This window comes from Pacificibacter sp. AS14 (genome assembly GCF_038899935.1).
Lineage (GTDB): Bacteria > Pseudomonadota > Alphaproteobacteria > Rhodobacterales > Rhodobacteraceae > Celeribacter.
On the sequence record NZ_JBBMQI010000003.1, the window covers coordinates 256,753 to 278,292 of the forward strand.

Genomic DNA, 21,540 nt, shown 5'->3' on the forward strand with positions numbered 1-21,540 from the left:
CAGCCGATGCGTGTCAGCTACTCTCCTTGAGGGTCCCATTTTACAATCGAGCCCTGATAGTCCCCGTACCAAACGGGCATTTGCGGGAGGACACTGACGCGTCCCCCCAAATTTCTTAGAACTGGTCTTCGAATTTCTTAGCAAGATCTTCGATGTTCTCTGGTGGCCATTCTTCAACGTCCATACCGAGGTGCAGACCCATACCTGACAACACTTCTTTGATCTCGTTCAAAGATTTGCGGCCGAAGTTTGGTGTGCGGAGCATCTCAGCTTCAGTTTTCTGAATGAGGTCACCGATGTAGACAATGTTGTCGTTCTTGAGGCAGTTCGCAGAGCGTACTGACAATTCAAGTTCATCCACTTTCTTAAGCAGAAGTGGGTTGAACTCGAGACCATCGTCTTCTTCTTGACGGTTAGCAGACTCAGGCTCGTCGAAGTTGACGAAGATGCCGAGCTGGTCTTGCAGAATGCGCGCAGCGTAAGCCACAGCGTCTTCTGGCGTGACTGAACCATCAGTGTCGATTTTCAATGTGAGTTTGTCATAGTCGAGAACCTGACCTTCGCGGGTCGGCTGCACGTCGTAGGACACTTTTTTCACAGGTGAGTAAATCGCATCGATCGGGATAAGACCGATTGGCGCGTCTTCTGGTTTGTTTTTCTCAGCAGACACGTAGCCTTTGCCAGTGTTGACTGTGAGTTCCATGAACAAGTCAGCGCCGTCATCAAGGTGACAGATCACGTGGTCTTTGTTCAAAACTTCGATGCCAGCAGATTCTGAGATGTCACCAGCTGTGACAACCATTGGGCCTTTTGCAGAGATGGAAAGGCGTTTCGGGCCTTCGACTTCCATGCGCAAAGCCACACCTTTGAGGTTCAAGATGATGTCAGTAACATCTTCGCGAACACCAGCAACCGAAGAGAATTCGTGCAGAACGTTGTCGATCTGTACAGATGTGATGGCAGCACCTTGCAGGGATGACATCAAAATGCGGCGCAGGGCATTGCCCAGCGTCAGACCGAAGCCACGCTCAAGTGGTTCAGCAATAATAGTCGCTTGACGTGCTGGCTCGTTGCCAGGCTTAACCTCAAGTTGCTGTGGTTTGATGAGCTCGGCCCAATTCTTGTGGATCATGCTGTAGCCTCCATTCTTGTCCCGAACCCATGTCCTAAAGTAAGGGACGCCCGAGGGGTCTTAAAAACGCAAAAACGGATCGCGAGCAAAATCGCCCGCGATCCATAAATAGTAACGAAATTATACGCGGCGACGCTTTGGTGGGCGGCAGCCGTTGTGCGCCATAGGCGTCACGTCACGGATAGATGTGACGTTCAGGCCAAGCGCTGCAAGTGCGCGCAATGCGGACTCACGACCAGAACCTGGGCCTTGAACTTCAACTTCCAGAGTTTTAACGCCGTGCTCTTGTGCTTTTTTACCAGCATCTTCAGCAGCCATTTGAGCAGCATAAGGAGTCGATTTACGCGATCCTTTAAAGCCCATTGTGCCAGCAGAAGACCAAGCGATTGCGTTGCCCTGAACGTCAGAGATCAAAATCTTGGTGTTGTTGAAAGTCGAGTTTACGTGAGCAACGCCTGTGGCGATGTTCTTGGAAACTTTTTTCTTAGTACGACGGGTATCACGTGCCATATCGAATAGCCTCCCTTACTTCTTCTTGCCAGCGATGGCTTTCGCAGGACCCTTACGAGTACGTGCGTTGGTGTGTGTACGCTGACCGCGTACTGGGAGGTTGCGACGGTGACGCAAGCCTACGTATGAACCAAGGTCCATAGCGCGTTTGATGTTCATCTGCGTTTCACGACGGAGGTCACCCTCAACAGTGTAGTTCGCGTCGATGTACTCACGAAGTGTCAGAACTTCGGAGTCAGACAGTTCGTTAACACGACGAGTTTCCTCGATGCCTACTGCTGCACAGATGTCTTTAGCGGATTTGGATCCGATGCCCGTTACATAGGTCAAAGCGATAGGAAGACGCTTGCCTGTCGGGATGTTTACGCCGGCGATACGAGCCAATGTATATTCCTTTTTCGTTGCGATTCCGTAGTCCCGGAACCTTTTTTCACAACGGAAGCCCGCAAGTTTTTACCTACGGGCGCCAGCTGAATTCGATGATCTTCGCAGCGGGTGCGACCCTACCGCGAATCTATTGCCCCTTACGGGATGGGCTTGCTTAATGCGGCACCTGCCTGTGGTCAACCCCTTTGCACCGACACATGTAAAAATCGTTTAAGCGTTTGAGAATTATAACGCCAACAGAGCGCCTCAACCCATGCGTGTGCTAATTTTTCAGGCGTTCAAAGTGTGTAATGCCTCAGGCGTTCAAAGTGTGTAATGCCAAAGAGCCACACCCCCAAAAGGCATGGCTCTTTTTGAATATCATTCGAAAGTTATACGAGCGCTTCAGAAATATCAGCAGCAACTTTTTCAACATCTTGCAGGCCATCGACTGTGCGCAAGTCGTTGCGGGCATAATAGTAGCCAATCAGTGGAGACGTCTTTTTATAGTATTCCATTAAGCGGATCTTTACACTGTCTTCATTGTCATCAGCGCGCACAGGCTGACCAGCAGCCTCCGCTTCTTTCGCGCGATTTACAATACGTGCAACCAATGTCTCATCATCGACTTCAAGCTGAATCACGGCTTCGAGCTGCGCGCCGTTGCGCGACAAAAGCTCGTTCAACGCATCCGCTTGGCCAAGCGTTCGCGGGAAGCCATCAAAGATGTACCCTGCCGTATTGCCTTCGCGGATTTTTTCTTCGATCAATCCAATTACGATCTCATCTGTCACCAACTGACCAGAATCCATCACCGCTGCAACCTTCTGACCCATTTCGGTGCCAGATGTCCGCGCTTCACGCAGCATATCGCCAGTTGAAAGCTGCACCATGCCACGCTCTTTAACCAGGCGTTGCGCTTGTGTTCCTTTGCCCGCCCCGGGCGGTCCAAGCAGAATAATGTTCATCGTCTAGCGGTCCCTCTTTTGCCACGCTTTTTGCCGCGCAGTTGAGATTTTTCAATCAGACCTTCGTACTGGTGTGCCAGCAGGTGCGATTGAATTTGCTGAATCGTGTCCATTGTCACCGAAACAACAATCAATACGGAAGTCCCGCCAAAATAGAAAGGAATTGTGAATTGGCTACGCAAAATCTCAGGCAAGAGACAAACTGCCGCAAGGTAGGCAGAGCCAATCACCAACAGACGGGCCACAATGTAGTCCAAATGCTCTTCGGTTTTCTTACCAGGACGAATTCCGGGAATGAAACCGTTCTGATTCTTAAGATTATCTGCGACATCTTCGGTCTTAAACGCCACGTTGGCTGTGTAGAAGTACGCGAAGAACACGATCATCGCTGTGAAGAACAGCAAGTAAAGTGGCTGGCCGGGGCCGAAGTAGGCAAGCAATGTCGACATCACCGGACCAAGATCAGAGTCACCAGAAAAGGTCGCAATGGTTGTTGGAAGCAACAGCAATGAAGAGGCAAAGATCGCAGGGATAACGCCGGCAGGGTTCACTTTTATTGGCAAGTGGCTGCTTTGCGCATCAAACACTTTCATGCCTTGCTGACGGCGTGGATACTGGATGTGCACCTTGCGCAGAGCACGTTCCATAAAGACCACGAAAGCGATCACCCCGACGATCATCGCCAACACGATAATGATCACGAGAGGAGAGATTGCACCAGAGCGACCAGAGGCGAAGAACTGCGCCATGGCACTTGGGATCTCGGCGACGATGCCAACAAAGATGATCAAAGAGATACCGTTGCCTATGCCGCGGTTGGTGATTTGCTCACCGATCCACATCAAGAACATCGTGCCACCCACAAGCGTGATGACCACACCTGCACGGAAATACCAACCGGCCTCGTGGGCCAAATCGCCGGCTTCCAAAGAAGCGGCCAACCCGTAAGCCTGAAACAACGCCAAGGCGACCGTCCCGAAGCGGGTGTATTGGTTGATTTTCTTGCGACCCTGTTCGCCCTCTTTCTTGAGTTGCTCAAGTTTGGGAACCATGGCTGTCAGCAACTGAACGATAATCGATGCCGAAATATAGGGCATGATGCCGAGGGCGAAAATGCCCATCCGACCCAAAGCGCCACCCGTGAACATCGACAAAATGCCGCCGATGCCGGATGAAGCTTGTTCCATAAAGTCACGGAGCGCGTTGCCGTCGATACCGGGGACAGGAATAAACGTGCCCAAACGGTAGACGATCAACAGACCGAGGGTGAAAATAATACGCTGACGAAGTTCTGTGGCCTTCCCGAGGGTGCCCCAGCTTAAGTTCGCCGCCATTTGTTCTGCTGCAGATGCCATTAGGTCTCTCTTTCACGATAACGCCGCCGAACGGGTCTCCCGGTCGGCGGCGCTTGGAAAACATGGGATTGATGTAAGGGTCTCAGGCCCTTATCACAACCCTTATTCGGCGACTTGTGCCGTAACTGTGAGAGTACCGCCAGCTTTTGCAACAGCTTCAACAGCTGCTTTAGACGCGCCAGTCACAGTGATGTTCAATTTGGATGTCGCGTCGCCTTTGGCGAGAACGCGGATACCGTCCAATTTGCGGCGGATCAAACCAGATGCAACGAGTGAATCTTCGGTGATCGCTGCAGTCGCGTCGATTTTACCTTCGGCGACGAATTTTTCGATAAGGCCAAGGTTCACAACTGCGAATTTTTTACGGTTTGGTTTGTTAAAACCGCGCTTTGGAAGGCGCATGTAGAGTGGCATTTGGCCACCTTCGTAGCCACCGATCGCAACACCTGAACGGGATTTTTGACCTTTGATACCACGGCCACCCATTTTACCAAGACCAGAACCCGGGCCACGGCCACGGCGTTTTTTGGCTTTTGTTGCGCCTTCGTTATCGTGAAGTTCGTGCAGTTTCATGTCGCTTCTCCTTGCCGGAACTGGCCCCCAGCGACGGAAGACCAAACACGGCTTAAATGTTGATTCTTAATGGTCACATCGGACCACTGGCCGCGTATAGACGCCAGACCGCTATTTGGCAAGTATTACAATGCCTGTAGGGCGTGACTCTTTATGCCCGACAGTTGTCCAATACGGTTTAGCCTTACTGCGCCAAATACAAAAAGGGCCCGCACTGGGTGCGAGCCGCTTTTAAAAGGCGCTATCGCCTCACATTTTTCAATCGCTTAGAATGTACGTGGACGCACCATTGCAGCGTCAGCGATGTTGCTGCGGTCCAAACCGATGTCTGACAATTCACGGTCAGACATAGCTTCTAACATTGCGTATGTTTTTTCTGCAGCGCGTGCGCGTGCAAATGTCGCGTATGCGTTTGAAACAAAAGCGAAGAGTGAAGAGAATACGGAGCCGTTTGACGCCCGTGCGTAGTTGGAAACATGTGCCATTGAGCAAAACCTTTAAATCGGATGAGTTTTCATCGTGTCTATTTTTCAGAAGCCTCAGTTGAGGTGTTGGTTGATATTTAGGCGAAATGAAAACTTTTGAGTAGCGCTAGAATCCCAAACCCGACATGCGCACATTGCATGGCTCGATACACAAAGCCTTCATCTGCGAATCAAAAAGGCCCCCGCTGATCCGCGGGGGCCTTTCATTATCTCAAAGCATAGTCGCCCTGAGTTAGCCGTGGTCGTCGCCGTACCAATGGCCCATCTTCACGTCAGAGGCATCACCTACCAATGAGGCAAAGAGCTCTGGATCTTGGACGTCACCATCGCGGCCATGATAGTGATAGGGGTAAACGTAGCTTGGCTTGAACGCCTTCACCGCTTCAGCCGCTTGTTCGGCGGTCTGAGTGAAAGGCAAGTTCATGCACAAGAACGCCAAATCGATATCCTTGAGCGCAAGCATCTCAGGTGTTGGCTCTGTATCGCCTGAAATATAGGTACGGAAGCCCGCTACAGTCACGACATAACCGTTGTCACGCCCAACTGGGTGGAAATTCATCCGCTCTTCTGTGGTGTTATGAGCAGGAATCGCCTCTACACCGATTTCACCCCACATCGCGGCCTCGCCATTGGCCAGAACCTGCGTGTTGGACTTCAGCGCGTCGGTAAGTTTTGCAAAGACACCGGGGTTGGTGATCATCTGCGTCGCATCAGTTTTGAGCGCTGCCAGCGTATCTACATTGAAGTGATCGCCATGCTCATGTGTGACCAAGATGTAATCTGCAGCAGGCATATCAGCGTATTGCGCTGGATCGCCCACTGGATCGACGTAGAACACGCCTTTAGGTGTTTCCATCACAAACGATGCGTGGGCAATCGGGTGCACTTTGATCGCGCCATCTGCGAAAACATCGGACATATGGCCGTCTGCGCGCGCGGCAAATGGGAGAATTGTAATTATGCCGGCAGCTGCGCCAGCCTGTATCAAAAATGATCTGCGTGTATGTGTCATAATAAGACCTCCATGTCTGATACGAGATGTAGAGCAGAAGCTCTCCAAGACAACGTCACAAACACATGAAATTCAAAGAAAAATGCCCCACTGTTTCCAGCAGGGCATTTTCAAAGACTTTAGATCGACAAGAACGACTTAGTTGTCACGCTCTTCGATGATTTCCACCATGTGGGAAATCTTACGCACCATTCCGCGAACTGAAGGTGTGTCTTCGAGTTCACGTGTTTTGTGCATTTTGTTGAGGCCAAGGCCAACCAACGTAGCACGTTGATCTTGTGGGCGACGGATCGGAGAACCGATCTGTTTTACAACGATTGTTTTAGCCATGATGTCTATTCCTTACGCTTCTGCTGTTTCAGCAGGTGCAGCTGCTTCAGCAGCAGGGGCGTCATCTTTTTTCAAGATGTCAGCCACTTTTTTGCCGCGACGCTGAGCGACGGACCGTGGAGAAGCTTCTTTTTTGAGGCCTTCTACGGTTGCACGGATCATGTTGTATGGGTTCGAAGAACCGATGGATTTGGACACAACGTCCTGAACACCCAACATTTCGAACACAGCACGCATTGGACCACCAGCGATGATACCAGTACCTTGTGGTGCAGTCCGCATCACAACTTTACCGGCGCCGTGACGTCCTTCGACGTCGTGGTGCAATGTGCGGCCTTCTTTCAAAGGTACACGGATCATTTGGCGTTTCGCTTGCTCGGTGGCTTTGCGGATGGCCTCAGGGACCTCTTTCGCTTTACCTTTACCGAAGCCTACGCGGCCTTTTTGGTCGCCAACAACAACAAGAGCAGCAAAGCCAAAACGCTTACCACCTTTAACTGTTTTAGACACACGGTTGATCGCGACAAGGCGATCTGCGAATTCGGGGTTCTCATCGCGATCGCGACGGTTATTCCCGCGGTTATTATCTGCCATTGGGCATTCCTTTACATAGGTGGCGCGAGGCGCCAATGTTATCAATCCAAGTGAAAAACGTGAGACGCGAGGTCCCACGCTTTTCCTGGATCATCGGGAGGCCGCCAACCCTAAGATCGGGCGCCCTCCACAAGTTTTTAGAACTTCAAGCCACCTTCACGTGCAGCTTCGGCCAGGGCCTTAACTTTACCGTGAAAGAGAAAACCGCCACGGTCGAAGTAACATACTTCCACACCGGCTTTTTTCGCACGCTCTGCGATCGCTGCACCGACTTTTGTCGCTGCTTCGACGTTGTTTTTGCCGACTACGCCGAGATCTTTCTCGAGTGTAGAAGCAGACGCGAGAGTCACGCCTTTTACGTCGTCGATCAACTGAACGCTGATGTTCTTGTTCGAACGATGGATAGACAGACGCGCACGTCCGTTTGCCATCTTGCGAAGTTTGTTCCGGACGCGCAGGCGGCGCTTCAAGAACAGGTCTCTTTTGCTGTTTGCCATGATCTACGTCCTTACTTCTTCTTACCTTCTTTGCGGAAGATATACTCGTCTTTGTATTTGATACCTTTGCCTTTGTAGGGCTCTGGTTTCCGCCATTCGCGAATATTTGCCGCGACTTGGCCAACGAGTTGTGCGTCTGTACCTTCAACAACGATTTCAGTCTGCTTCGGAGCTGTGACGGTGACGCCAGCAGGAACTTCGAAGAGGACGTCATGTGAATAACCCAAAGCGAGTTTGAGCACGTTACCTTGCATAGTTGCGCGGTAACCAACACCGTTGATCTCAAGCTCTTTTTTGAAGCCTGTAGAAACACCTGTTACCAAGTTTGCGATAACAGTGCGGGACATGCCCCACTGTTGACGCGCACGTTTGGATTTACCACGTGGTGTCACTGTGATCACGTTGCCGTCGACAGTGATTGTCACATCGTCGGTTGCAGTGAATGCGTGAGTGGCTTTTGGCCCCTTCACTTCGATGGTCTGACCTGAAACAGAGGCAGTAACGCCGCTGGGCAGCTCGACCGGTTTTTTACCAATACGAGACATCAGACCCTCCTTAGAAGACTGTGCAAAGCACTTCGCCGCCAACATTGTTGGCACGAGCGTTTGCATCAGACATCACACCTTTAGGTGTGGAGACAATTGACAAGCCCAGGCCCTGACGGACAGTTGGGATGTCTTTGACACCGAGGTATACGCGACGACCAGGTTTTGAAACCCGTTTCACTTCGCGAATAACAGGAGTGCCTTCGAAGTATTTCAGGCTGATTTCGAGAGTTGGGTGACCAACTTCGTTTGTGCCTTTTTCGTAGCCACGGATGTAGCCTTCGTCTGCAAGCACGTCCAAGACCCATGCACGCAGCTTTGACGCCGGTGTAGAGACTACGGATTTACCGCGCATTTGAGAGTTACGGATACGTGTGAGCATATCGCCGATAGGATCGTTCATATTATGCTCTCCTTACCAGCTTGATTTCACGAGGCCAGGGATTTGGCCGAATGAGCCAAGTTCCCGCAGCATGATACGGCTGACCTTGAGCTTACGGTAGTAAGCGTGAGGACGGCCAGTCAGCTGACAGCGGTTGTGAAGACGGACAGCCGAGCTGTTGCGCGGCAATTCAGCAAGCTTCATGGTTGCGCGAAAACGCTCTTCCATGGGCTTCTCTTGGTCATAAATGATCTCTTTGAGAGCGGCGCGTTTGGTAGCGTATTTTGCTACCAATTTCTCGCGTTTACGCTCACGTGCGATCATGGATTTCTTAGCCATGTTCTCTAACTCCTCGCGATCAGCTGTTGAAAGGCATGTTGAAAGCTTTCAACATTGCCTTAGCTTCTGCGTCAGTTTTCGCAGTGGTTGCGATTACGATGTCCATACCCCAGTTTTCATCAACTTTATCAAAGTCGATTTCAGGGAAGACGATGTGCTCTTTAAGACCCATGGCGTAGTTGCCACGGCCGTCAAAGGATTTGCCAGATACGCCGCGGAAGTCGCGGATACGTGGCATAGCAATCGTGATCAGACGATCGAGGAATTCGTACATCTTTTCGCCGCGAAGAGTAACTTTCGCACCAAGAGGCATGTCTTCACGAACGCGGAAACCAGCGATGGATTTCTTAGCGATCGTAGTCAAAGCCTTTTGACCAGCGATGAGTGTCAGATCTTCCTGAGCAGATTTTGCTTTTTTGGAATCACGAACAGCTGCAGCGCCACAACCGATGTTGAGAACGATTTTGTCCAGACGTGGAATTTGCATGTCGTTCTTGTAGCCAAATTCTTCTTTCATGGCTGGACGAACAACATCCGCGTACACAGTCTTAAGACGTGGTGTGTAATTTGCAGTATCAAGCATCAGATCACGTCTCCTGTGGACTTAGCGAAGCGCACTTTTTTGTCTTCTTCCATGCGGAAGCCAACACGTGTCGCTTTGCCGTTGGCGTCGAGGATCGCAAGGTTGGACAAATCAACTGGCATAGATACCGGTGTTTTGCCGCCTTGGTCGCCTTGGGACGCTTTTGTGTGACGCAAGTAGACGTTAACGCCTTCAATCACAGCTTTGCCTTTAGACGGGTTCACAGAAGCGATTTCGCCCTGTTTGCCTTTGTCTTTACCAGCGAGAACGATGACCTTGTCACCTTTGCGGAGTTTAGCAGCCATTACAGCACCTCCGGCGCAAGTGAGATGATCTTCATAAAGTTTTTCGCACGCAATTCGCGAACAACTGGGCCAAAGATACGTGTACCTACTGGCTCATTGCTGTTGTTCAAAATCACAGCAGCGTTGCTGTCAAATTTGATTGCTGTGCCGTCTTCACGACGAACTTGTTTTGCTGTGCGAACGACGACGGCTTTACGCACGTCCCCTTTTTTCACACGGCCGCGTGGAATGGCTTCTTTCACCGATACAACGATGATGTCACCCACTGACGCGTAACGACGGTGTGAACCGCCGAGAACCTTGATGCACTGAACACGGCGAGCGCCGCTGTTGTCAGCTACATCCAGATTGGTCTGCATCTGGATCATGTGGTTTCTCCCGACCTTTGGGGCTGCCTGCAGCGGCGTGGATCCCCAGGGTTTCGATTATGCTGAGTTATTCCCGCACAACCGATTTCAACTTGCGTTAAAATCGATCGCTTATACGAGAGCTTCCCAACGCTTGGTTTTCGACTTAGGTGCGCATTCTTGAATACGAACAAGATCACCTACGTTGAATTGGTTTGTCTCATCGTGTGCCCGGTATTTTTTGGACTTACGAATGGTCTTTTTCAGAACTGGGTGCTTGAAGCGACGCTCAACGGAAACAGTGATTGTTTGCTCGTTTTGGTTAGATGTCACAACACCAGAAAGGATACGTTTTGGCATAGTCTCAGCTCCTCTTACTCAGCCGCAGCTGCGGCTTTTTCGTTCAAAATCGTTTTCACACGTGCAGCTGCACGGCGCGCTTTACGGATTTGAACGGTGTTTTCGAGCTGACCAGTTGCTTGTTGAAAGCGCAGGTTGAAAGACTCTTTTTTGTTATTTGCCAGCTCTTCGCGAAGCTGGTCTGGCGTTTTGGCGCGCAGTTCGTCGGCGTTCATAGCCTTATCCTTTTCCTAAGCACCAGTGGGCCCCCGTTAGGGTCACCCAGGATCTGGTGGGTAATGTCAAAACACACGAATCCCCTGACGGGGTTCGAGCGATGTGCTTCTATAGGGGGGATGCAACGCCATAGCAAGCGAAAGCTTTGAACTTAGGCCTCGCTCACCAAGCGCAGCATAGCGGGTCTACGACCAACCCGCATATATTCAAAACCCCGCCACATAGGACGGGGTTTGCGCTTCACACCACTCGGCCGATCACTCTTGTTCAGACACGCCTGCAGACACATATTTGGACGCGTAGTTTTGTTCGCCTATACGCTCCAGCAAGCTGAGCTGTAGTTCCAGCCAGCTTTTATGGCCAACTTCGTCAATCGCGATAGATTCAAAAAGCGCCTTTGATTTCAGATCGCCAGCGTCATAGGCCGTTTTGGCCGCTTTAGTGTAGAACTCGGCTGCTGCACGTTCATCAACCAAGTCCATGTTGAACATATCTTTCAACGAGGCCGCAATCTTTGGTGTCGAAGCAAACGCTACCTCTGGCGTGCCGCCAAGTTCGAACAGCCGCTCAAGGAATAGATTCGAGTGTTCGGTCTCTTCTGCAAATTCTTCGCGCATTTTTTCGGCCAGCTTATCCAACCCCCAATCGTCGAGAACATGCGCATGAAGCTGATACTGATGCGCTGCAGTCAATTCCAGTTGAAACGCCGTATTGAGATTTTTCAATGTCGTGTCGTTGTTCATTACATTACGTCCTTTCGAAGAGCCCTTTGAGAGCCGAATTAGATTAGTTCTAACATAGGGGCCTGTGCCAAGTTTACACCCCATGATTGCACTTTTTTCACACACATGCGATGTGAGAAAATGCCTTTGGCATCCCCAATTTTGAGGAACACATCATGTCCAACATCTCATCTCTGTTCGTCACCCGCCTGTACCGCGCGGCCCTTCGTGAATTTGGCACGCCTGTGGATGCGGACGAGTTGGAAAACTCTTGCCTGTCGATAGCCGAGGATGACGAGGCGGGCCAAGATTGGTGTGAGGCCAATGATTTTGCGGGCTATACCAGCTACGCGTCTTTGACCGACCTTGCGTGGCGCTTTCCGATCTTCAAAGACATCACAGACAGTCTTGATCAACATGTCGCCGCCTTTGCAGCCGATCTGCAATTCGATTTAGATGATCGCAAACTGGTGTTGGAAGACCTGTGGATCAACATACTGCCCGAAGGCGGCGCGCATTCAGCACATATCCACCCGCATTCTGTGATCTCTGGCACCACTTACGTGGCCATGCCCGAAGGCGCCTCTGCGCTCAAACTCGAAGACCCCCGCCATGCGATGATGATGGCCGCTCCGCCACGTATCAAAGACGCCCGCGAAGAGATGAAGAGCTTCGTTTACGTAAAACCAGAAGTCGGTGATGTGCTTTTGTGGGAAAGCTGGCTGCGCCACGAGGTGCCGATGAACATGTCCGAAGAGCACCGTATTTCTGTGAGCTTTAATTATAATTGGGGGTGAAGTGTTGATGGATTTTGATTCCGCAGCCAAGCGCTTCTTAGAAATTTCAACTGAAGTACTTAAATCCTACAGGTATATTGACAATCAATGTGTGAGCGTTTGTTCGTTAATATCTTCGGAGCTAGCGAAGGATGGAATTGCACTTTGTGTTGCACTGGGATCGTTGTCTTGTGATGGCATCAAAGCCTTTCAATACAAAAAACCCTTTCCAAGAAGGCCCAAAACAGGCGTCGTCTGGGACGGACATGCTTGGATAGAATTTCATGGCGAAGTCATCGGTGAAGCAACTTTGATGCGATCTGCACGACGTTTCCCAGAAACAAGCAATATTAAGATGTATTTGAGACGCCACCACTTGCTGGACAAGGGCGCTTTTGCTCTCCCTAAGACTGAACTTCGTCAAGGCGGATTAAAGTACACAAAACTTAATGAATTACCAAATTCGATGATCGCTCCACTTATCGATGGACTAAAATACATTAACGATGCGTGAATAGGTTGCTCGCTAACGCCCGGCAGTCCTTGCCCCCAAAGCCTTCTCAATCCGATCCAGACGCGCCATCAACTCGTCTCGGTGATCTTGTGTCGAGGCATTGGCTTCTTCGGCGTGGGCGTCTTGCATGGAGTTGACGATCAGACCAACGACGAGGTTCATCACCGCGAAAGCTGTGACCAAAATGAACGGGATAAAGAACAGCCAAGCGTTCGGGTGCACATCCATCACAGGGCGCACGATGCCCATGGACCAGCTTTCCAGCGTCATAACTTGGAACAATGAATAGAGCGAGCTGCCTAACGTGCCGAACCATTCGGGGAAGGTCTCGCCGTAAAGTTTGGTCGCCATCACGGACCCGATGTAGAAAATGATCCCAGTCAGGAAAAACACCGAGGCCATGCCGGGCAAAGCCATAATAAAGGCTTCGACCACGCGGCGCAAAGACGGCACCACAGAGATGACCCGCAGCAAGCGAAAAATACGCAGAGCGCGCAGCACGGCCAGACCTTGAGCAAAGGGCAAAAGCGAGATGCCAACGATGACCAAATCGAACAGGCCCCAGCCGGATTTGAAAAAGGCCAAACGACGCGCATAGATTTTGGCGATAATTTCGATCACAAAGATGGCGAGACAGGTCACGTCCAAGGCGTGGATCAGCCCACCTGCCCGCGCCATAACGGCATCAGAGGTTTCTAACCCCAAAATCACAGCATTGAACAAGATCACGCCCATGATGATATTTTGGGTCAAAGACCGGTCGAGAATATCTGCAATCTGCGCGCGCATTGGGGGGGCCTTATTGGGGTAAGTTGCCGTTAGATATGACCTGTGTGGCGCGTGGGATCAAGTCTCGGTGGGAAAATCGCTGAACCACGGTCACGCTCGCCTTGCGAACTGCTCGGTTGTTGAGCACGCAATTAGCTTAGGTTTGTTTAAAACATGTAAAGCGATAACAGGTAAAACCGTGCAAATATGTAAAACACTTGGCCAATTTGGCAAAGCAAAACCCGATTGCGCCTATTCATCAACCTCATTGAGAACTGCAGGAAGGTCGTGCAAATTTGAAATCATACGTGTGTTAAATTTTTCGTCCAGCTTGCATTGCATGGCTCTATTCACAAAGCCTTTTTCCGCTACGACAATATCCATATACGCAATAGCCCCCGTGAAAAATTGCATATCAACCAAATCATGACTGTTCAAAGTTGTCTCTTCTGCTTCGATGCACAACGACAATTCTCTCTCCACAAATAAGGAAGGCACGTCACGAATTAAATTTTTCATTACTGTGCTGCTTGCCTCCTTAAATCTTTCACTAGGTATTTTAAGGCGGTCGATAGCCTTCCAAAATGCGTCTTGCGCATCCATCCACAACTGAACACTCAAAATTTTTCGCCTCATCGAAAGACTTTGAGAATGGGCCTTCGCTCGACGCTTCTGAATTTCAAACAACAGATTTTGCGCCCCAGCTTCATACTCAGCATAAGCAGCAGAACGCGTATCTGAAGGCAAATCACACATATAGGAAAAGAACATCATTTCCGGACAAAGCTCTGTCAGCTGATGAATTCCCTCAGAAAGATCTAAAGAGAGCACCGACGTCGCCTCCCAAAATTTTCGCGTAATGAACCAATCAATTTCTCGGTCTGGAACGATAGCTCCAAATTCTCGAGCAAGGACATCGCAGATTTCGATATGTCGCCTCAGATCAGCTCCGACCAAAAAGTGACCGCAGCTGAGTGTATTCATCAAACAAAGTCGAGCGCGTTTGGTTTGCTCATCAGAAATCTTACCCGTTTCAAAGATGTTTCCAGCCAGGATAGGTACAATCAAGGTCCCATTCGCCACATTGTTTGAAATCACTCTAAGAACTTCAAACGTTTCCCTATACTTCACGGGGTCATGACGAGCAGCATCCAAAGCGCTCCATTGATTTTGGTCCAAGCATAGATATTTCATCAAACATGTTTCTTAGAAACCGGAACAAAAAGCAATAAACCCCCGCCGATTGTTCGACGGGGGTTTTTATTTCGTTCGACTTGGTGGTCAAGAGCGCCCGAAGGCACCGTCGACGTTTACCAGTCTTCGCGCACCACGGTGCGGGTTTTGACAGGCAATTTCATTGCAGCAAGGCGCAGGGCCTCACGTGCAACGTCTTCACCAACGCCGTCGATTTCGAACATAACGCGGCCAGGTTTGACCTTGCATGCCCAATAATCAACAGAGCCTTTACCTTTACCCATACGAACTTCGGTCGGTTTGGATGTTACCGGTACATCTGGGAAGATGCGGATCCAAACGCGGCCTTGGCGTTTCATGTGGCGTGTCATTGCACGACGAGCAGCTTCGATCTGACGAGCAGTTACGCGCTCAGGCTCGAGAGCCTTAAGACCGTAAGTGCCGAAGTTCAGATCAGATCCGCCTTTGGCGAGACCTTTGATGCTGCCTTTGTGCATCTTGCGAAATTTCGTACGCTTTGGCTGAAGCATTTATCAGATCTCCTTAGCGACGGCCGCGGTCGCCACGGGGCGCCGGACCTTGTTGGGCTTCTTCGAGACGACGATCACGTGCTTGTGGATCGTGTTCCATGATCTCGCCTTTGAAGATCCAAACTTTGATGCCGATGATGCCGTAAGCAGTCATAGCTTCGAAAGCTGCGTAATCGATGTCCGCACGCAAAGTGTGCAACGGAACGCGACCTTCGCGGTACCATTCAGTACGCGCGATTTCCGCGCCGCCAAGACGGCCAGCAACGTTTACACGGATACCAAGAGCACCCTGACGCATTGTGTTCTGAACCGAACGCTTCATAGCGCGACGGAAAGAAACACGACGTTCCAGCTGTTGAGCGATAGACTCAGCAACGAGAGCAGCATCAAGATCTGGCTTGCGAACTTCAACGATGTTGAGGTGCAATTCAGAGTCAGTCATGGAAGCGATCTTCTTGCGAAGTGTTTCGATGTCTGCGCCTTTTTTACCGATGATCACACCAGGACGTGCAGTGTGAATAGTCACACGGCATTTCTTGTGTGGACGTTCGATGATCACGCGAGAGATACCAGCTTGCTTGCACTCTTCTTTAACGAATTCGCGGATTTTGATGTCTTCCAGAAGAAGATTACCAAAGTCTTTGGATTCTGCGTACCAGCGGCTGTCCCAGGTGCGGTTGATCTGCAGACGCATGCCGATTGGATTGACTTTATGACCCATTAGCTTTGCTCCTCATTCTGACGCACCAAAATGGTGATTTCGGCGAATGGCTTCAAGATCTTGCCGAAGCGACCACGTGCACGTGGACGACCACGTTTCATAGTCAAGTTTTTACCAACCCAAGCCTCAGCAACGACGAGTTCGTCGACGTCAAGGTTGTGGTTGTTTTCGGCGTTGGCAATTGCGGACTGAAGACATTTCTTCACGTCTGCTGCGATACGCTTGTTAGAAAACGTCAGGTCCGTGAGGGCCTTGTCGACTTTCTTACCGCGGATCATCTGAGCAACGAGGTTGAGCTTTTGCGGAGACGTACGGAGCATGCGCGTTTTCGCCATTGCTTCGTTGTCGGCCACGCGGCGGGGATTTGATACCTTACCCATGACTTATTTCCGTTTCGCTTTTTTGTCTGCAGAGTGACCGTAGTAGGTACGTGTTGGTGAATACTCACCAAACTTTTGACCAATCATGTCTTCTGTGACGTTTACAGGAATGTGCTTGCGGCCGTTGTACACACCAAAGGTGAGACCAACGAACTGAGGCAAAATTGTTGAGCGGCGTGACCAGATCTTGATGACCTCATTACGACCAGACTCACGAGCTTTCTCGGCTTTCTTGAGGACGTAAGCGTCCACAAATGGGCCTTTCCAGACAGAACGTGCCATATTCTAGCGACCCTTCTTCCGAGCATGACGGGAACGGATGATAAGTTTATCGCTCCCTTTGTTTTTACGCGTTTTCGCGCCTTTAGTCGGCTTACCCCAAGGTGTCACTGGGTGACGACCACCTGACGTACGACCTTCACCACCACCGTGCGGGTGATCGATCGGGTTCATAACAACACCACGTACGGATGGGCGGATGCCCTTGTGGCGGTTACGGCCGGCTTTCCCAAGGTTTTGGTTCGAGTTGTCAGGGTTGGAAACTGCGCCAACCGTTGCCATGCATTCTTGACGAACCATGCGCAACTCACCCGAAGAAAGGCGAATCTGAGCGTAGCCACCGTCACGACCAACGAACTGAGCGTATGTCCCAGCAGCACGAGCGATCTGGCCGCCTTTGCCCTGTTTCATCTCAACGTTGTGTACGATGGTACCGATTGGGAGACCGGAGAACGGCATAGCGTTACCAGGCTTCACGTCAGCTTTAGCAGATGCGATGACTGTGTCACCAACTGCAAGACGCTGAGGAGCGATGATGTAGTTTTGCTCGCCGTCTTCGTATTTGATCAGTGCGATGAACGCGGTGCGGTTCGGGTCATATTCGATCCGTTCAACAATCGCAGGAACATCAAATTTATTACGCTTGAAATCGACGATGCGGTAAAGACGCTTAGCGCCCCCGCCGATGCGACGCATCGTGATCCGTCCGGTGTTGTTCCGGCCGCCCTTTTTCGTCAAACCCTCAGTGAGAGATTTAACTGGACGTCCTTTCCAAAGCTCCGAACGGTCGATCAGAACCAGCCCGCGCTGGCCAGGCGTCGTTGGTTTATACGACTTTAGTGCCATAGTTTCTGTCTTCCGTTTGCTTTGTGACCTTGTGCTCAGGTTGCCCTGAAGGTCTGTGTGTAGGCCCCCGTAGGTGCCCAAATTCAAATATCGAGAGGCCATAGAACGAATCTATAGCCACAAGATTGCTGGGAAGTATCAGAGGGGGTGTAGGGTGTCTAGTGGGGAGTGGGGTTTTACGCTCTCTTCAACTATCTTTATAGAATCTGATATAAACACTTAAACCCACTAAAGAACTTAGAATCGATCGATCCACTTAGTTTCGCGGTCAAATTTTTGTTGACAATAGCCGGTTGGAAGAGGTAGTTAGAGGTAACAACTAACCCTTCACCTAGCGAGGCTTGAACTCATAGGGGTTGGGATAAAAAGCCGGCGCAAGCCGGTTTTTTTGCATTCGGGAGGCAATTATGGCCGAACTTCGAACCCGTATTTATATAGATGGGTATAACTTCTATTACGGCTGCCTACGCGGGACACCGTTTAAATGGCTAGATGTTCCAGCATTATTTGAAAAACACATACTACCAACGATTTTATATCAACCAAATCAAAGCCTACCACCGAGTAAAATGCGCTTAACTGACGCGAGTGCACTCAAGTACTTCACAGCAAAGATCATTGACAGTGCCGCACGAGCCGAAGATTCAGTATCCTCACAAGCAACTTACCATAATGCTCTAGCAAAACACTGCGGCAACAAAATAGAAATAATATTAGGTAGCTACTCCAAATTTAAGTCCAATCAATTTCTAGTTGACGAAAGCCAACCTAACCGTCTCCCCAGAGACTGCGCCAAAGTTCAAGTCTGGAAGCTAGAAGAAAAGCAATCTGATGTGAATATCGCATTGCAGATGTACGATGACGCAATATCAGGTGACGTCGACCAAATCATATTAGTCACAAACGACACCGACTTAGCTCCTGCACTTCAAATGATCAAAGACCGCAAACCAAATATTGTCAGAGGCCTTGTCATCCCTACTCGGAAGCACGCTAAAAGCGGAAACGTTGAACGCCTTGCAAACCGAGACTTAAGCGATTTGGCGGACTGGACACGGACTTACATTACCGATGAAGAGCTGCACAGTTCTCAATTGCCGTATACAATCAGCGGAGCTCGGCGACATAGCAAAAAGCCCAAATCGTGGTATCGAAAACCTCATCATGTAGAGAAGATGATAGAATTATCAAAACTCGTTAAGAAAACAGAGGGACAAACGTTACGTTGGGCCCATGAGCAGAGCGAGTATCTGCAAAACAAGAGGCCGATCGACCTGCTTGAAACAGACGAAGGCGCTGCTTTGGTTTTTAAGTACATTGAGACCTACATCGCAAAACACCTGTCAACTTAACGCCAAAACAAAAAGCCCCCCGATTGCTCGGAGGGCTTTTCAATTTCTAACCAGTTCCAGTTCGGATCGAACTTAGAGACCAGTGGACACGTCGATGGAGTTGCCTTCTTCAAGTGTCACGTAGGCTTTTTTAACGTCTTTACGTTTGCCGAGCATCCCGCGGAAGCGTTTTGCTTTACCTTTTGTGATCGATGTGTTCACGGCTTTAACTTTCACACCAAAGAGCGTTTCGACGGCTTCTTTGATTTGTGGTTTGTTAGAGTCGATCGCAACTTCGAACACAACCGCACCATTCTCAGATGCCATAGTGGCTTTCTCAGTGATGATAGGCTTACGAATTACGTCGTACATATCTGCTTTAGTGGTCATTTGAGGCGAGCCTCCAGAGCTTCGACAGCTGATTTGGTGAGCACGAGTGTGTCACGCTTCAGGATGTCGTATACGTTGGCGCCCATAGTTGGCAAGATATCAACACCGGTCAAGTTCGCAGCTGCGGCTTTGAGGTTTGTGTCGATTTCTGCACCATCAATGATGAGGACGCGTTTCCAGCCCTGCTCTTTGACGGCTTTTGCAAGCATCGCAGTCTTCGCGCCAGCCAATTTGGCGTCGTCGAGGATTACGAGGTTACCTGCTCCAGCTTTCGCGGAGAGCGCGTGTTTCAGGCCAAGTTTACGGAATTTCTTCGTAAGCTCGTGAGCGTGAGACCGCGGTGTAGGACCCTTGTAGATACCACCTTTACGGAAGATCGGCGCTTTACGGGAACCATGACGAGCGCCACCGGTGCCTTTTTGGCGGTAGATCTTCTTCGTGGAGTAGCTAACTTCTGAGCGTGTCTTTACCTTGTGTGTACCAGCTTGCGCTTTGTTGCGCTGCCAGCGAACCACACGGTGAAGAATGTCTGCACGTGGTTCAAGACCGAAAAGTGCTTCGTCGAGATCCAATGTGCCAGCTTTTTCGCCGTCAAGTTTGATTACGTCAAGTTTCATGCTTCACCTCCTTCAGCAGGTGCTTCAGCCGGAGCTTCTACAACAGCAGATTTCAGAGCAGCTGGAAGTGGCGCGTTCTCAGGGAACGGCTTTTTCACAGCGTCTTTGACGGTGACCCAACCACCTTTGGAGCCAGGAACAGCGCCTTTGACCATGATCAAGCCACGGTCAGCGTCTGTGCGGACAACCTGAAGGTTTTGTGTCGTGACACGAGCAGCGCCCATGTGACCAGCCATTTTCTTACCTTTGAAAACTTTACCTGGATCTTGACACTGACCGGTTGAACCGTGCGAACGGTGAGAGATAGACACACCGTGTGTCGCACGCAAACCGCCAAAGTTGTGACGCTTCATCGCACCTTGGAAGCCTTTACCGATAGATGTACCGGCAACGTCAACGTATTGGCCTTCGAAGTAATGCTCAGCTGAGATTTCTTCACCAACAGCGATGAGGTTCGCTTCGTCTACGCGGAATTCTGCGATTTTGCGTTTTGGCGCAACATTCGCAGCGGCGAAAACGCCACGCATAGCTTGGGATGTGCGTTTTGCTTTTGCATTGCCGCAACCGAGTTGAACAGCTGTGTAGCCGTGCTTCTCAGATGTGCGCTGCGCAACAACTTGCAAGTTTTCGAGTTGAAGGACGGTTACAGGGATCTGTTTGCCGTCTTCCATGAACAAGCGGGTCATGCCCACTTTTTTCGCGATAATACCAGAGCGCAACATATTCAATTGCCCCCTTATACTTTGATTTCGACGTCAACGCCGGCAGCGAGGTCGAGCTTCATCAGCGCGTCCACAGTCTGTGGTGTTGGGTCTACGATGTCGAGAAGACGCTTGTGCGTACGGATCTCAAACTGATCGCGGGATTTCTTGTCGACGTGTGGACCACGAAGAACAGTGAATTTTTCGATTTTGGTTGGCAGTGGGATCGGGCCACGTACTTGAGCGCCGGTGCGCTTAGCAGTGCTCACGATTTCCTGTGTAGATGCGTCAAGAACGCGGAAATCGAATGCCTTCAGCCGAATGCGAATATTTTGCGATTGCATAATATAGCCTTTCGCGGCTTCACGAATTGAGAGGTCGAAACCGCACCATTGCGATCCCCACATCGAACTCGAAAAAGGGCGAGACGAATCTCACCCGTAGACTTCGTTAGATACGAATTCACGCCCAATACAGCGCGAAATGCTGTGTGGCAATACCCTTGGTGTGAAAATGTGAAATGAGTCAGACAGGGTAGACGATCAGTGGCCTGAGACCTGCATCATTTGGGCCATTTCGGACAAAGATTTGTGGCGACTTTGATCAACATCATCCAGCTCGACCTAAGCCTCAAATGAAAAGAGCCGCCCCGAAGGGCGGCTCTTTGTGTAGATCATTCGAAGAGTAAATTACTCGATGATTTTAGACACAACACCGGAGCCAACTGTGCGGCCGCCTTCGCGGATCGCAAAGCGAAGACCGTCTTCCATCGCGATTGGGGCGATGAGTTCAACGGTGAACTTCAAGTTGTCGCCTGGCATGACCATTTCTGTGCCCTCAGGAAGAACAACAGTGCCTGTCACGTCAGTTGT

General features: G+C 50.4%; 34 protein-coding genes and 1 pseudogene. 3 read left to right on the top strand and 32 right to left on the bottom strand.

Annotated features, from left to right (window positions below; translation table 11 throughout):
• Positions 1-115 precede the first annotated feature (115 nt).
• The 20 genes from WNY38_RS05500 to WNY38_RS05595 all read right to left on the bottom strand — a co-directional run bounded on the left by WNY38_RS05500 (position 116) and on the right by WNY38_RS05595 (position 11,642).
• Positions 116-1,132 carry a DNA-directed RNA polymerase subunit alpha gene (locus tag WNY38_RS05500; RefSeq protein ID WP_215942224.1) on the bottom strand — a complete coding sequence of 339 codons (1,017 nt, stop codon included), beginning with the start codon at positions 1,130-1,132 and terminating at the stop codon, positions 116-118.
• 120 nt (positions 1,133-1,252) lie between these two features.
• Positions 1,253-1,642 carry a 30S ribosomal protein S11 gene (gene rpsK / locus WNY38_RS05505; protein WP_215942223.1) on the bottom strand — a complete coding sequence of 130 codons (390 nt, stop codon included), beginning with the start codon at positions 1,640-1,642 and terminating at the stop codon, positions 1,253-1,255.
• Between the two features lie 15 nt (positions 1,643-1,657).
• Entirely contained in the window at positions 1,658-2,026 is a 369-nt protein-coding gene (rpsM, locus tag WNY38_RS05510) for a 30S ribosomal protein S13 (RefSeq protein WP_342856332.1), read from the bottom strand.
• 374 nt (positions 2,027-2,400) lie between these two features.
• Entirely contained in the window at positions 2,401-2,976 is a 576-nt protein-coding gene (locus WNY38_RS05515) for an adenylate kinase (RefSeq protein WP_342856333.1), read from the bottom strand.
• On the bottom strand, positions 2,973-4,331 hold the full coding sequence (gene secY / locus WNY38_RS05520; RefSeq protein WP_342856334.1) for a preprotein translocase subunit SecY: 1,359 nt from the start codon (positions 4,329-4,331) through the stop codon (positions 2,973-2,975). The genes WNY38_RS05515 and secY overlap by 4 nt, the downstream gene beginning before the upstream one ends.
• 102 nt (positions 4,332-4,433) lie before the next feature.
• Positions 4,434-4,904, bottom strand: a complete 471-nt coding sequence (gene rplO / locus WNY38_RS05525) for a 50S ribosomal protein L15 (protein WP_342856335.1) — start codon at positions 4,902-4,904, stop codon at positions 4,434-4,436.
• 266 nt (positions 4,905-5,170) lie between these two features.
• Positions 5,171-5,389 (bottom strand): DUF1127 domain-containing protein, encoded by a 219-nt coding sequence (locus tag WNY38_RS05530; RefSeq protein ID WP_342856336.1) that lies wholly within the window; start codon positions 5,387-5,389, stop codon positions 5,171-5,173.
• Positions 5,390-5,621: 232 nt separating this feature from the next.
• On the bottom strand, positions 5,622-6,401 hold the full coding sequence (locus tag WNY38_RS05535) for an MBL fold metallo-hydrolase (protein WP_342856337.1): 780 nt from the start codon (positions 6,399-6,401) through the stop codon (positions 5,622-5,624).
• Between the two features lie 138 nt (positions 6,402-6,539).
• Complete coding sequence (rpmD, locus tag WNY38_RS05540; RefSeq protein WP_085848229.1) at positions 6,540-6,731, bottom strand: 50S ribosomal protein L30; 192 nt, start codon at positions 6,729-6,731, stop codon at positions 6,540-6,542.
• Between the two features lie 12 nt (positions 6,732-6,743).
• Entirely contained in the window at positions 6,744-7,325 is a 582-nt protein-coding gene (rpsE, locus tag WNY38_RS05545) for a 30S ribosomal protein S5 (RefSeq protein WP_342856338.1), read from the bottom strand.
• 137 nt (positions 7,326-7,462) lie between these two features.
• Positions 7,463-7,822: a 50S ribosomal protein L18 gene (gene rplR / locus WNY38_RS05550; RefSeq protein WP_215990156.1), complete on the bottom strand. Its 360-nt coding sequence runs from the start codon at positions 7,820-7,822 to the stop codon at positions 7,463-7,465.
• Between the two features lie 11 nt (positions 7,823-7,833).
• Positions 7,834-8,367, bottom strand: coding sequence for a 50S ribosomal protein L6 (gene rplF, locus WNY38_RS05555; protein WP_215944165.1), 534 nt, complete (start codon positions 8,365-8,367; stop codon positions 7,834-7,836).
• A gap of 10 nt (positions 8,368-8,377) precedes the next feature.
• Positions 8,378-8,770 (bottom strand): 30S ribosomal protein S8, encoded by a 393-nt coding sequence (rpsH, locus tag WNY38_RS05560; RefSeq protein WP_215944164.1) that lies wholly within the window; start codon positions 8,768-8,770, stop codon positions 8,378-8,380.
• Between the two features lie 12 nt (positions 8,771-8,782).
• The gene (gene rpsN / locus WNY38_RS05565; protein ID WP_215944163.1) at positions 8,783-9,088 is read right to left on the bottom strand and encodes a 30S ribosomal protein S14; all 306 of its coding nucleotides are present in this window, start codon (positions 9,086-9,088) and stop codon (positions 8,783-8,785) included.
• A gap of 19 nt (positions 9,089-9,107) precedes the next feature.
• Positions 9,108-9,671 (bottom strand): 50S ribosomal protein L5, encoded by a 564-nt coding sequence (gene rplE / locus WNY38_RS05570; protein ID WP_342856339.1) that lies wholly within the window; start codon positions 9,669-9,671, stop codon positions 9,108-9,110.
• Positions 9,671-9,976: a 50S ribosomal protein L24 gene (rplX, locus tag WNY38_RS05575; protein ID WP_342856340.1), complete on the bottom strand. Its 306-nt coding sequence runs from the start codon at positions 9,974-9,976 to the stop codon at positions 9,671-9,673. Before rplX ends, rplE begins: the two co-directional genes overlap by 1 nt.
• Positions 9,976-10,344, bottom strand: a complete 369-nt coding sequence (rplN, locus tag WNY38_RS05580; protein WP_215944160.1) for a 50S ribosomal protein L14 — start codon at positions 10,342-10,344, stop codon at positions 9,976-9,978. Before rplN ends, rplX begins: the two co-directional genes overlap by 1 nt.
• Positions 10,345-10,455: 111 nt before the next feature.
• Complete coding sequence (gene rpsQ / locus WNY38_RS05585; protein WP_342856341.1) at positions 10,456-10,683, bottom strand: 30S ribosomal protein S17; 228 nt, start codon at positions 10,681-10,683, stop codon at positions 10,456-10,458.
• Between the two features lie 14 nt (positions 10,684-10,697).
• On the bottom strand, positions 10,698-10,898 hold the full coding sequence (rpmC, locus tag WNY38_RS05590; RefSeq protein WP_215944158.1) for a 50S ribosomal protein L29: 201 nt from the start codon (positions 10,896-10,898) through the stop codon (positions 10,698-10,700).
• Between the two features lie 258 nt (positions 10,899-11,156).
• Positions 11,157-11,642 carry a bacterioferritin gene (locus WNY38_RS05595; RefSeq protein ID WP_342856342.1) on the bottom strand — a complete coding sequence of 162 codons (486 nt, stop codon included), beginning with the start codon at positions 11,640-11,642 and terminating at the stop codon, positions 11,157-11,159.
• Positions 11,643-11,797: 155 nt separating this feature from the next.
• Between WNY38_RS05595 and WNY38_RS05600 the strand changes: the two genes are divergently transcribed.
• Both WNY38_RS05600 and WNY38_RS05605 read left to right on the top strand, forming a co-directional pair.
• Positions 11,798-12,418, top strand: a complete 621-nt coding sequence (locus tag WNY38_RS05600; RefSeq protein ID WP_342856343.1) for a TIGR02466 family protein — start codon at positions 11,798-11,800, stop codon at positions 12,416-12,418.
• 7 nt (positions 12,419-12,425) lie between these two features.
• On the top strand, positions 12,426-12,911 hold the full coding sequence (locus WNY38_RS05605) for a hypothetical protein (RefSeq protein WP_342856344.1): 486 nt from the start codon (positions 12,426-12,428) through the stop codon (positions 12,909-12,911).
• A gap of 12 nt (positions 12,912-12,923) precedes the next feature.
• Here WNY38_RS05605 and WNY38_RS05610 read toward each other — a convergent pair whose 3' ends face one another.
• The 7 genes from WNY38_RS05610 to rplB all read right to left on the bottom strand — a co-directional run bounded on the left by WNY38_RS05610 (position 12,924) and on the right by rplB (position 17,629).
• The gene (locus tag WNY38_RS05610; RefSeq protein ID WP_342856345.1) at positions 12,924-13,700 is read right to left on the bottom strand and encodes an ion transporter; all 777 of its coding nucleotides are present in this window, start codon (positions 13,698-13,700) and stop codon (positions 12,924-12,926) included.
• A 231-nt stretch (positions 13,701-13,931) separates the two neighbouring features.
• Positions 13,932-14,876 carry a hypothetical protein gene (locus WNY38_RS05615; RefSeq protein ID WP_342856346.1) on the bottom strand — a complete coding sequence of 315 codons (945 nt, stop codon included), beginning with the start codon at positions 14,874-14,876 and terminating at the stop codon, positions 13,932-13,934.
• 113 nt (positions 14,877-14,989) lie between these two features.
• Positions 14,990-15,403: a 50S ribosomal protein L16 gene (gene rplP / locus WNY38_RS05620; protein WP_123794175.1), complete on the bottom strand. Its 414-nt coding sequence runs from the start codon at positions 15,401-15,403 to the stop codon at positions 14,990-14,992.
• 13 nt (positions 15,404-15,416) lie between these two features.
• Complete coding sequence (rpsC, locus tag WNY38_RS05625; RefSeq protein ID WP_342856347.1) at positions 15,417-16,124, bottom strand: 30S ribosomal protein S3; 708 nt, start codon at positions 16,122-16,124, stop codon at positions 15,417-15,419.
• Positions 16,124-16,504 carry a 50S ribosomal protein L22 gene (rplV, locus tag WNY38_RS05630; protein ID WP_342856348.1) on the bottom strand — a complete coding sequence of 127 codons (381 nt, stop codon included), beginning with the start codon at positions 16,502-16,504 and terminating at the stop codon, positions 16,124-16,126. Before rplV ends, rpsC begins: the two co-directional genes overlap by 1 nt.
• Before the next feature lie 3 nt (positions 16,505-16,507).
• On the bottom strand, positions 16,508-16,786 hold the full coding sequence (rpsS, locus tag WNY38_RS05635; RefSeq protein WP_342856349.1) for a 30S ribosomal protein S19: 279 nt from the start codon (positions 16,784-16,786) through the stop codon (positions 16,508-16,510).
• A gap of 3 nt (positions 16,787-16,789) precedes the next feature.
• Positions 16,790-17,629, bottom strand: coding sequence for a 50S ribosomal protein L2 (gene rplB, locus WNY38_RS05640; RefSeq protein ID WP_342856350.1), 840 nt, complete (start codon positions 17,627-17,629; stop codon positions 16,790-16,792).
• A gap of 407 nt (positions 17,630-18,036) precedes the next feature.
• Between rplB and WNY38_RS05645 the strand changes: the two genes are divergently transcribed.
• Positions 18,037-18,981 (top strand): NYN domain-containing protein, encoded by a 945-nt coding sequence (locus tag WNY38_RS05645; RefSeq protein ID WP_342856351.1) that lies wholly within the window; start codon positions 18,037-18,039, stop codon positions 18,979-18,981.
• 72 nt (positions 18,982-19,053) lie between these two features.
• Here WNY38_RS05645 and WNY38_RS05650 read toward each other — a convergent pair whose 3' ends face one another.
• From WNY38_RS05650 to tuf, 5 genes and pseudogenes are all read right to left on the bottom strand, one after another.
• The gene (locus tag WNY38_RS05650) at positions 19,054-19,350 is read right to left on the bottom strand and encodes a 50S ribosomal protein L23 (RefSeq protein WP_085848209.1); all 297 of its coding nucleotides are present in this window, start codon (positions 19,348-19,350) and stop codon (positions 19,054-19,056) included.
• Positions 19,347-19,967 (bottom strand): 50S ribosomal protein L4, encoded by a 621-nt coding sequence (rplD, locus tag WNY38_RS05655; RefSeq protein ID WP_342856352.1) that lies wholly within the window; start codon positions 19,965-19,967, stop codon positions 19,347-19,349. Before rplD ends, WNY38_RS05650 begins: the two co-directional genes overlap by 4 nt.
• Positions 19,964-20,689: a 50S ribosomal protein L3 gene (gene rplC / locus WNY38_RS05660; protein ID WP_342856353.1), complete on the bottom strand. Its 726-nt coding sequence runs from the start codon at positions 20,687-20,689 to the stop codon at positions 19,964-19,966. The genes rplD and rplC overlap by 4 nt, the downstream gene beginning before the upstream one ends.
• 14 nt (positions 20,690-20,703) lie before the next feature.
• A complete protein-coding gene (gene rpsJ, locus WNY38_RS05665) occupies positions 20,704-21,012 on the bottom strand; it encodes a 30S ribosomal protein S10 (protein ID WP_342856354.1) in 309 nt (102 codons plus the stop codon).
• 345 nt (positions 21,013-21,357) lie between these two features.
• A pseudogene (gene tuf / locus WNY38_RS05670) lies at positions 21,358-21,540 on the bottom strand (elongation factor Tu); the annotation flags it as partial.